The 9409-nt window shown below is 38.7% G+C and carries 9 protein-coding genes; 6 read left to right on the forward strand and 3 right to left on the reverse strand.

Annotated features, from left to right (window positions below):
- The first annotated feature begins 131 nt into the window (after window positions 1-131).
- Both R3333_RS09225 and R3333_RS09230 read left to right on the forward strand, forming a co-directional pair.
- On the forward strand, window positions 132-812 hold the full coding sequence (locus R3333_RS09225; RefSeq protein WP_318958501.1) for an alpha/beta fold hydrolase: 681 nt from the start codon (window positions 132-134) through the stop codon (window positions 810-812).
- A 65-nt stretch (window positions 813-877) separates the two neighbouring features.
- Window positions 878-2137, forward strand: coding sequence for a TlpA disulfide reductase family protein (locus R3333_RS09230; RefSeq protein ID WP_318958502.1), 1260 nt, complete (start codon window positions 878-880; stop codon window positions 2135-2137).
- A 202-nt stretch (window positions 2138-2339) separates the two neighbouring features.
- On the opposite strand, the gene R3333_RS09235 is transcribed toward R3333_RS09230, so the two are convergent.
- A complete protein-coding gene (locus R3333_RS09235) occupies window positions 2340-3500 on the reverse strand; it encodes an iron-containing alcohol dehydrogenase (RefSeq protein WP_318958503.1) in 1161 nt (386 codons plus the stop codon).
- Window positions 3501-3820: 320 nt separating this feature from the next.
- Between R3333_RS09235 and R3333_RS09240 the strand changes: the two genes are divergently transcribed.
- Window positions 3821-4204: a TraR/DksA family transcriptional regulator gene (locus R3333_RS09240; RefSeq protein ID WP_318958504.1), complete on the forward strand. Its 384-nt coding sequence runs from the start codon at window positions 3821-3823 to the stop codon at window positions 4202-4204.
- On the forward strand, window positions 4205-4855 hold the full coding sequence (locus R3333_RS09245) for a signal peptidase II (protein WP_318958505.1): 651 nt from the start codon (window positions 4205-4207) through the stop codon (window positions 4853-4855).
- Between the two features lie 104 nt (window positions 4856-4959).
- Here the strand turns inward: R3333_RS09245 and R3333_RS09250 are convergent, their stop codons facing one another.
- Window positions 4960-6915 carry a YgiQ family radical SAM protein gene (locus tag R3333_RS09250; RefSeq protein WP_318958506.1) on the reverse strand — a complete coding sequence of 652 codons (1956 nt, stop codon included), beginning with the start codon at window positions 6913-6915 and terminating at the stop codon, window positions 4960-4962.
- A gap of 86 nt (window positions 6916-7001) precedes the next feature.
- Complete coding sequence (locus R3333_RS09255) at window positions 7002-7505, reverse strand: hypothetical protein (protein ID WP_318958507.1); 504 nt, start codon at window positions 7503-7505, stop codon at window positions 7002-7004.
- Window positions 7506-7787: 282 nt separating this feature from the next.
- Between R3333_RS09255 and R3333_RS09260 the strand changes: the two genes are divergently transcribed.
- Together R3333_RS09260 and R3333_RS09265 are read left to right on the forward strand one after the other, a co-directional pair.
- A complete protein-coding gene (locus R3333_RS09260; protein WP_318958508.1) occupies window positions 7788-9125 on the forward strand; it encodes a c-type cytochrome in 1338 nt (445 codons plus the stop codon).
- A gap of 29 nt (window positions 9126-9154) precedes the next feature.
- On the forward strand, window positions 9155-9409 hold a 255-nt coding region (locus R3333_RS09265; RefSeq protein ID WP_318958509.1), incomplete at its 3' end, for a TAT-variant-translocated molybdopterin oxidoreductase.

The raw sequence follows: 9409 nt of genomic DNA on the forward strand, positions 1-9409 counted from the left end.
CAAAGGAAAAGTTGTAGCCAATGGAACCTATATCTATAGGTTAGAATACGACCTTCCGGAACGTGAAGCGGTTCAAATTTATGGTCATATTAATGTATTAAGATAATACCGAATTTTTAGTAAACAGAAACATGAAACAACCCCTCATTCTTTTACATGGTGCATTAGGAAGCTCCAAACAATTTAAGGAATTGAAATCAGTTCTTTCTAATGACTTTGATGTGCACACCCTAAATTTTGACGGTCATGGAGGCAAAGCCTTGGAGGTAGAATATTCTATTGCGCGTTTCAGAGATAATTTGTTGGACTACTTAGAGGAGAATGAAATTTCTCAAGCCCAAATTTTCGGTTACAGCATGGGCGGTTACGTGGCTTTGAGCGCGGCCTTAAAAAAGCCAGAAGCCATTGGGATGATCATCACTTTAGGGACGAAATTCGATTGGTCAGCAGAAGCTGCGGCCCAAGAAGTAAAAATGTTAAATCCAGAAAAGGTAGAGGAGAAAGTACCTGCCTTTGCAGAGAAATTGAAAGATGAACATGCTCCTCAAGATTGGAAGGTGGTCATGACTAAAACTGCTGAGATGATGCTCAATATGGGTAAAGGAGCAAAACTCATGGATAATGATTTTACACAAATTCAACATCAGGTTAAGCTGGGTTGGGCCAGTTTAGACCACATGGTTACGCGAGAAGAAACTGAAAAGATTGCACAATTGTTACCCCATGCTAACATGGAAGTGATAGAAGGAGCCAAGCATTTGTTGGAATCTGTGGATGTTGAAGTATTGGTGAATTTTATTAAGGATTTTTAAGAGTGTTATTGCCTTAAAGGCGGCATAAAACCACTATTCTTGTCAGTAAACTTTAAAACCACTTTATGAAATATTTCCTTTTTATAATTAGTAGCCTTTTACTCCTCGCTTGTTCTTCTGAGGTGAAGGTTGATACATCCCAAAAAGTCGACGAATTTATACATGTCGACCTAGTAAAGAGTTTCGAGACGGGAGGGAAGGGGTTTTCAGTATATTATCCATATTCAGGAATAGAGGATAGTATAAAAGAGCGCTTGGTTTTACCTGATTTGTCTGAAATACAGGATACGGCCTACGGGTATTTTTATTTTAGTGGTGAAAATAAGGGAGCTATTAATAGGGAAGTTTTGTTCATAGTTGGAAATTATAATTCTTCTGCTCCTAAGTTTTGGTTAGATAACAACAATGATTTTATGTTCGCAGCAAATGAGCAATCTTCTACGTTCGAAGATGATTTTTTACTCGTTCGTATATGCGATGGTAGAAAAAAAGAACTTTGTTCTGATTATACGTTAATAAAACCTGCAGACTCCATTTATGAAGAAATCAATGGGATGATAGGTGAATTAAGTACAGGAGGGAAACACCTCGGGTTTTATTGGAGCAAAAGAAAAAGTTTATCCGTTGGAGATTTCAATTATCAAGGAGATTCACTTAGAATAGGTCTTTTTGATGTAAATACGGATGGTGCGTTTAATACCATTGGGAGGGATAGACTAGTTTTTGGAGATTTTGGTAAATCAATCACTAGAACGGCAGAATATCAAGGAGCACTTACTTTAGATTCCATGAGTTTTTTTAATTCTAAGCATTATGTTTTTCAAATACTCGAGATAGCTGCTGATGGTAGCTCAATGAAAATTAAACCTCTTGAATCTAAAAAGCTACTTACGCGATTAGGAGTTGGAGATACTTTACCTGATTTTGTGTTAGAAAATGTTGATGAAGGTTCAAGGAGTGTTTATGCTGGTTTAAAAGGTCAGAAATACATCTACCTTAACTTCTGGGCAACTTGGTGTGGAGGATGTAAGCAAGAAATGCCAGATTTGATTGCCTTGAATAAGGATTATACCGATGAGGTATACATGTTGAGTATTAACTATGAACAAGATGTGGAAACGGTGAAAAGTTTCATGGATAAATATGATATGGAATGGGCGAATGCGCTATCTACTCCTGAAATAATAGAAGCTTTCAAAGTAGAAGGAATGCCGAGAAATGTTTTGTTAGATGGTTCGGGAAAGATTTTAGACATGAATATTAGGCCAGATAAGTTAATGGATTTGATAGAAAAAGCAAAAGTTACTCCCAAACAGGGGGTGTAACGGCAGCGCCGAAAGGTAAGGCCTTAGGGTTTTGTTGAGAAGCTTTACGACCACCGGAAGTGGAGCTGAACGACTTTCAAAACACTTAGGTTTTAGCTTGCGGACTATAGTGGAAGACCCGGCCGTTTGCCGAATTAGAATACTAAAAAACCGATGTCCTAAATAATGGAACATCGGTTTTTGTTTTTTTATGATAAACCTTTTACAAAGCCATCTCAACAATTTTTTCAGCTTCTTCAGGTGTAAGATCTCCGCGTTCTCCTAAACCTGTCCATCCTCTTTCTTCGAAGCGTTGGCGAATGATTTTTGGAGTATCTGCATTGTTCGTATCGTATGCAGAAATGGTAGTATCTATACCTAATGACTCAAAGAATAATTTAGTTTTTACAATAGCGTCTTGTGCTTTATTGTCTGTAGCCCCCCAAACGCGTTCACCGTATTGTGCGAGCTTTTCTTTTTTGTTTTCAAATTTTACTTCAAATAAACGCGGTGCGATAATGGCCAAAGTTCTGGCGTGGTCTATACCGTGTAAAGCCGTTAATTCGTGTCCAATCATGTGTGTTGCCCAATCGTAAGCTACTCCTGCGCGTAAGGTTCCATTTAAGGCCATGGTTGCACACCACATAAGGTTGGCAGCATGTTCGTAATTTGAAGGGTCTTCCATTACTTTAGGAGCTGTTTCAATTAGGGTCATTAAAATTCCTTCAGCAATGCGTTCTTGCAATTTATTGTCGGTAGGGTAAGTTAAATATTGCTCTAAAGTGTGCATAAAAGCATCGGTAATTCCATTGGCAATTTGGCGTTTTGGCAAAGTAGCCACAACAGAAGGGTCTAGGAAAGAGAATTTAGGGAAAGATTGCGGTCCGCCCATGGTTCTTTTTTCTTTCAACTCTTCTCTAGAGATAACTGCACCTGAATTCATTTCAGACCCTGTGGCTGGAAGTGTAAGTACGGTTCCAAAAGGAATACTATCTGTAAAAGCACATCCTTCTTTGCGCATTAAAACGTCCCATGGATCTCCGGCGTAAGTTGCACCTGCTGCAATAAATTTAGTTCCGTCGATTACCGAACCACCTCCTACGGCGAGTACAAAGTCAACTTCATTTTCTTTGATGAGTTCTATGGCTTTCATACACGTTGCGTACTGTGGGTTGGGTTCAATTCCTCCGAATTCTAGAACATTGAAATCTTTTAAGGCGGCCATTACGCTGTCGTAAACACCATTGGCTTTAATACTTCCGCCTCCGTATGTAATCAATATGTTTTTGCCAGAAGTATGTAGCGCTATTTCGCTGGCAATACGTTCATAGGTATCTTTTCCGAATACAACTTTTGTTGGGTTGTAATAATCAAAATTATTCATTTTAAGTATGTGTTATTCGTTAATAATCTCTTTCGATTCAATGCTTACAAACAAAGTTAGGCCTTACACTCAAAGTTCAAAGTAGAATATGGTTTTTTCATGGGAAAGGGAACGAGGTGACCAATGATTGAAATAAAATCGTTGATTTGGATTATCTTTATAGAAGTGGTTAAGCTAGATTTAACTGATTATGAAATGGTTGAAATCTTGTGAATAACTAGCGTTCAAAAAGTGATGGCTAGACTTGCATGCAACCCTTTTTAGGTTATATTTGTTTTCCTAGTAACAGTGCCGTTTTTAACGGTTTTAAACTAAACACCATGGCAAAAGAAAAAACTAGATACTCAGACGAAGAACTTCAAGAATTCAAAGATTTGATTCTACAGAAGTTAGCAGAAGCGAAAGAAGATTTGGATTTGTTACAGGGATCACTTTCTCACAAAGATGATCACGGAACAGATGATACAGGAAGAACCTTTAACATGATGGAGGATGGATCAGAAACATTATCAAGAGAAGAGGTAGCTCAATTGGGGGCACGTCAGGAAAAGTTCATCCAAAACTTAAAGAACGCTTTAATTAGGATAGAAAATAAAACTTACGGAATTTGTAGAGTTACAGGTAAGTTAATCCGTAAAGAAAGATTGAAATTAGTGCCGCACGCAACGTTGAGCATTGATGCTAAAAACGCGCAAGCAAGCTAGATGGAAAAGAACAAAAAGTTCCTACTCGTAGGTATTTTAGTGTTGTTGGTTTTGATTGCAGATCAAATCATCAAAATTTGGGTTAAAACCAACTATGGTCCATACTCACCGGCAGAAAACATACTAGGCGAGTGGTTCGTTTTGAATTATACCGAAAATCAGGGAATGGCATTCGGTACTACTTTAGGAGGAGGTTTGATTGGAAAATTAGCCTTGTCTATTTTTAGAGTGGTTGCCATAGCAGGTATTATTTACTACATCATTAAGCAAATTAAAGAAGGTGCGAAAACCGAATATTTGGTAGCATTGTCTTTTGTCTTGGCTGGTGCAACCGGTAATTTAATAGACTCAGCCTTCTATGATTTTATTTTCGATTTTGACCCATGTATCCCTTTCAACCAATTGGAAGGTTCTGGGAACTTGATGTCCTGCACTAGTTTTGGTGTAGAGCATGAGGTGGAAGCTCGAAACACAGGATTCCTCTTAGGAAACGTTGTAGATATGTTTCAGTTTGATGCGGAATGGCCTGAAAGCATGCCTTGGTTAGGCGGTCGGCAGGTGTTTCCAGCAATATGGAATTTAGCGGATGGGGCAATCACAGTAGGTATACTTATGGTCGTTGTTCGTCAGAAGAAATACTTCAATAAGTAAGAACTTATCAAAAGATAAATAAAGGGTTTTCTCGTTTGAGAAGGCCCTTTTTTGTGTTAAGATGTCCCTATAAAAAAAGGCCGTCTTTACAGACAGCCTTCCCTTTATTTCTTTCTTTTCTTCTCGGTCTTTCTACGCTTTGCTAACCACTCTGGTACTTCTTTTTTCCCTTGAGCTTGAGCTTTGCCTTTTTTATGTTGACTCGGCTTACGCTGTGCAAACTGTGTTTCTGAACCGATTAACTTTTCAATTAAATCTTGACGGTCCGCCTTTTCCAATCTGCTTTTAATCCAATGTCTATTCTCTTTTTTATACCAGAAGAAAAACTTGTGTTGATTTTGTTTTTGATCTCGAGTTTTTGCCGTATAAACAGGTTTTAAGGTATATGGGTGAACTCCGGCGTAATAGATTACTGTTGCAACGGTCATTGGAGTAGGTGTGAAATCTTGTACCTGTTCCAATTGGAACCCCATGTCTTTGGTTTCCGCCGCCAAATTCGCCATATCTTGTTCTTCACACCCTGGGTGAGAGGAGATAAAGTATGGAATCAATTGCTGATTCATGTTGTGCTTCTTCTGAATTCTATCGTACTTTTCTTTAAAAGCATGGAAGTTTTTAAAAGAAGGTTTACGCATAACACGTAGGGTTGCATCACTGGTATGTTCTGGTGCTACTTTAAGTCGCCCACTAACGTGACGGGTCACAACTTGTTCTATATATTCATCGTGGTTTCCGTCTTCATTGTTCTTATTAAAATCATCTACCAATAAGTCGTAACGAATTCCAGAACCGATAAATGCCTTTTTCACTTTAGGGTGAGCATCTACTTTACGATAGAGCTGCGTCATATCGCTGTGGTTTGTGTCGAGATTAGAACAAATCACGGGGTGTATACATGAAGGCGAAGAACAACGCGCACAAATGTCTTCATCCTTTCCTTTCATTTTATACATGTTGGCGCTGGGCCCACCAATATCAGAAATGTATCCTCTAAAGTCTGGATCTTCTGTTACTTGGTCTAATTCATTTAAAATAGATTGCTCACTACGAGAGGCAATAAATTTACCTTGGTGAGCAGAGATGGTACAGAAGCTACATCCTCCAAAACATCCCCTGTGCATGTTGATCGAAAAACGTATCATATCAAATGCAGGGATGGCACCCCTCTTTTTGTATTTAGGGTGTGGAAGTCTCGTATAGGGTAAATCAAATGAAGTATCAATTTCTTTCTCCGTCATTGTTTTGTACGGAGGATTGATAATTAAAGTTTGATCACCGATTTGTTGTATAATTCTATTGGCTTGCCACTTGTTAGATTCAACTTCTACGATTTTAAAGTTGGCGGCATATTTTAATTTGTCCTTTAAACACTCTTCGTGTGAAGCGAGTTCAACGGTATTCCAGTTTTTGTTTTTCGGCAAAGGTTCGGAGCTGGGTCTGAGTACTGCCGTTTGTTTAACGGTTCCTAAAGAATCGAAGGGTACCCCTTTCTTTAAAAGTCTAAGCATGTCTCGTAAGGGCTGGTCTCCCATACCGTATACCAACATATCTGCTTTAGAATCTTTTAAGATAGAAGGCATTAATTCATCTTTCCAATAATCGTAATGGGTAACACGTCTTAAAGATGCCTCAATACCACCGATTAATACGGGTACGTCTGGATAAAGTTCTTTAAGTATGTTGGAGTAAACAATGGTTGCGTAGTCGGGTCTAAACCCGCTCTGTCCACCTGCGGTATATGCATCTGTAGAACGCAATCTTTTGTTGGCTGTGTAATGATTCACCATAGAATCCATACAACCAGCTGTTACACCGAAAAAGTATTTGGGTTTACCGAATTTTTTGAAGTCTCTTAAATCATCCTTCCAGTTCGGTTGCGCAACTACTGCTACGCGAAATCCTTCGTCTTCAATAATACGACCAATAACTGCAGTACCAAATGCGGGGTGATCCACGTAGGCATCTCCCGATATGATTACTACATCTATCTCTTCCCATCCTCTTTTTTCAACTTCCTTTTTGGTTAAAGGAAGCCAATCTGTAATCGGTCTTTGCTCCATAATTAGTGCAAAGATATAGCTTTAATTAAGAAGAACATTACGGGAAGATCGAAGAATGCCCTTTGTTGTAAGGTAGACGATAATAGCTACTGCTGATTTGTAGTTTGTGCGGGAGTTTGAACCTTTGGAAGGTATATTTTTTCTTGAATAACGATGGCCGTTGGATAGTCTTTTAGTAATTCGGCTTTTAATTTTTCAGCTTCCAATTTTGTTCTACAGTTCCCAACCTTAAGGTTAAAGTTCGGTGCTTTGAACTCTATATAGGTAGGAACGTCTTTGTGGTTCTGAATGAATTCTGCTCTGGTTTTGTTCACAGCAGTTCTATCATTGTCGAAAAAGATTTGAACTCTGTATCCTGAAATCTGTGGACCATATGCTGGAGGAACGGTGGTTCCTTTAAATTTTACAAACTCTTCTATTCGGTAGTCTTTTTCTATGGTTACCTCTCCGTCTTGTGAAGGGACTTCAACTTTTGCGGTATCTGCTGAAACAGTAGTTTCTGTAGTATCTTGTTTATTCCACCACGTGTTTTGGGCAGTAGATAATTGTGCGAAAGTAAAAAGTGCGATTAAGAGCGTCCAAAATTTCATGTGATAGATTTTTTACAAAAGTATAAAATAAGTCATTTGAAAAAATTCTGCCCGCGTAAGCTTCCTATTTTAATTATTATTTGGTGAAAATTTGTTAAAAACTGTAAGTGGTTGACAATTACTTTAAAGCAAAGATGTGGCTCTTTTGGTTTATTTAGAATGATTTTAAATTAAACTGGACTTCCAATAAATTGTCATAAAACTGTCATGAAAACAGCTAGAACCGTTAAATTTGCTCCCGATGAAAACTGTGTATTAGCATAGGAAATTAACGAATTATAAATGAAAATATCTAATAATCAGATGTTTAGAGTTGATATAAAGTGGGCCATAGCCCTGGTGTTGAGCGTCCTGTTTATGGGTGCTTCTCAGTCGTATGCACAAGAAGGAGAGAGTCTGTTTAAGGCGAAGTGTGCTACTTGTCACCAAGTATTCAAGGATATGACTGGTCCTAAACTTTACGAAGTACGTAAGAAATGGGAAGATGGTGGAGCTAAAGAAGGTTCTGTAATTCAGTGGGTTCAGAACTGGCAAAAGGCTGTGGCGATGGATCCATATGCTAAGCAGGTTTCAACATGGTCTCCAACGGCTATGTCAGTATTTGCTGATTTAACAGATGAGCAAGTTGTTGCAATCTTTGATTACGTAGATGCGCAAGAGGAGAAAGTAGCTGCTGCACCTGGTGCGCCTGTAGAAGGAGTTGGAGGTACTCAAGAAGAAGAGTCTTTATCATTTGTATGGTTGATCTTAGGAGCAATCTTCATTGTAATCATTTTATCAGTTGGTGGTGTACGTCGTCAGTTGAAATTGGTTGCTGGTGAATCAGAAGACACAGGTTTAACATACGCACAAGAATTTAAAGCTTGGGCTTGGAAATACAGATTGTATGTTGGTTTAGGTTCTGCTGTTATCGTAATTGCATTAATCGTAGGGTTGTTCCTTACTTTGTACAGTGTAAACGTAATGACAGAATACCAACCATCACAGCCAATTGATTTCCCGCACAGCAAGCACGCTGGATTGAATGGAATTGATTGTAAATACTGTCACAACTCTGTAGAAGATTCTAAAACTGCAGGTTTACCAACAGTTAATGTTTGTATGAACTGTCACAAACAAGTTCAAGGTTCAGGAGAGCAAGTAGCGAAAATCCAAAAGATTTACGATGCGGCTGGATTCTCACCAGAAGGTGGAGGTCAGTACTCTGGAAAAACTGAGCCTATCGTTTGGAATAAAGTGCACAACTTACCAGACCACGTTTACTTCAACCACTCTCAACACGTAAAAGTTGGTGGAGTTGATTGTAAGCAATGTCACGGAGACATGACGAAGCAAGTGGAAACTGCTCGTGTAGTTCCAGTGGAAGAATTATCAGAAATCGAAGGAAACATCAAATTAACGAAACCAACCTTAACTATGGGATGGTGTATCGAATGTCACGGAGCGAAAGAAATTTCTGGAGGTCCATTGGCAGAAGGTGTTGAAGGTGATTCTTACTATGACGAAATTCACCGTCGTTTATTGAACAACGACAAATCTTTATACGAAGGATACTTAGAAGACGGAAAAGTAACTGTCAAAGAGCTTGGCGGTTGGGAGTGTGCAAAGTGTCACTATTAATTTAATTCAGAAGAAGGCTAAAAAGGAATATGGCAACGAATAGAAAATATTGGAAAGGTCTAGAAGAATTGAACGAGACTCCTGAGTTTCTTGAATCAAGAGACAAAGAGTTTTCGAACGATATTACCGTGGATGAATTCTTGGCTGATGAGAATTTGAAAGAGACATCAACTCCACGTCGTGATTTCTTAAAATTCTTAGGATTTAGTGTTGCAGCTGCTACAGTAGCGGCATGTGAGGCGCCTGTTACAAAAGCAGTGCCTTACGTTAACAAACCAGTTAAC

This window comes from Lishizhenia sp., from assembly GCF_033720595.1.
GTDB lineage: Bacteria > Bacteroidota > Bacteroidia > Flavobacteriales_D > Crocinitomicaceae > Lishizhenia.

What these genes read in the sequence shown, in the direction of transcription:
- R3333_RS09225 (WP_318958501.1), top strand. Translation starts at nt 132, where the DNA reads ATGAAACAACCCCTCATTCTTTTACATGGTGCATTAGGAAGCTCCAAA.
- R3333_RS09230 (WP_318958502.1), top strand. Translation starts at nt 878, where the DNA reads ATGAAATATTTCCTTTTTATAATTAGTAGCCTTTTACTCCTCGCTTGT.
- R3333_RS09235 (WP_318958503.1), bottom strand. Translation starts at nt 3,500, where the DNA reads ATGAATAATTTTGATTATTACAACCCAACAAAAGTTGTATTCGGAAAA.
- R3333_RS09240 (WP_318958504.1), top strand. Translation starts at nt 3,821, where the DNA reads ATGGCAAAAGAAAAAACTAGATACTCAGACGAAGAACTTCAAGAATTC.
- R3333_RS09245 (WP_318958505.1), top strand. Translation starts at nt 4,205, where the DNA reads ATGGAAAAGAACAAAAAGTTCCTACTCGTAGGTATTTTAGTGTTGTTG.
- R3333_RS09250 (WP_318958506.1), bottom strand. Translation starts at nt 6,915, where the DNA reads ATGGAGCAAAGACCGATTACAGATTGGCTTCCTTTAACCAAAAAGGAA.
- R3333_RS09255 (WP_318958507.1), bottom strand. Translation starts at nt 7,505, where the DNA reads ATGAAATTTTGGACGCTCTTAATCGCACTTTTTACTTTCGCACAATTA.
- R3333_RS09260 (WP_318958508.1), top strand. Translation starts at nt 7,788, where the DNA reads ATGAAAATATCTAATAATCAGATGTTTAGAGTTGATATAAAGTGGGCC.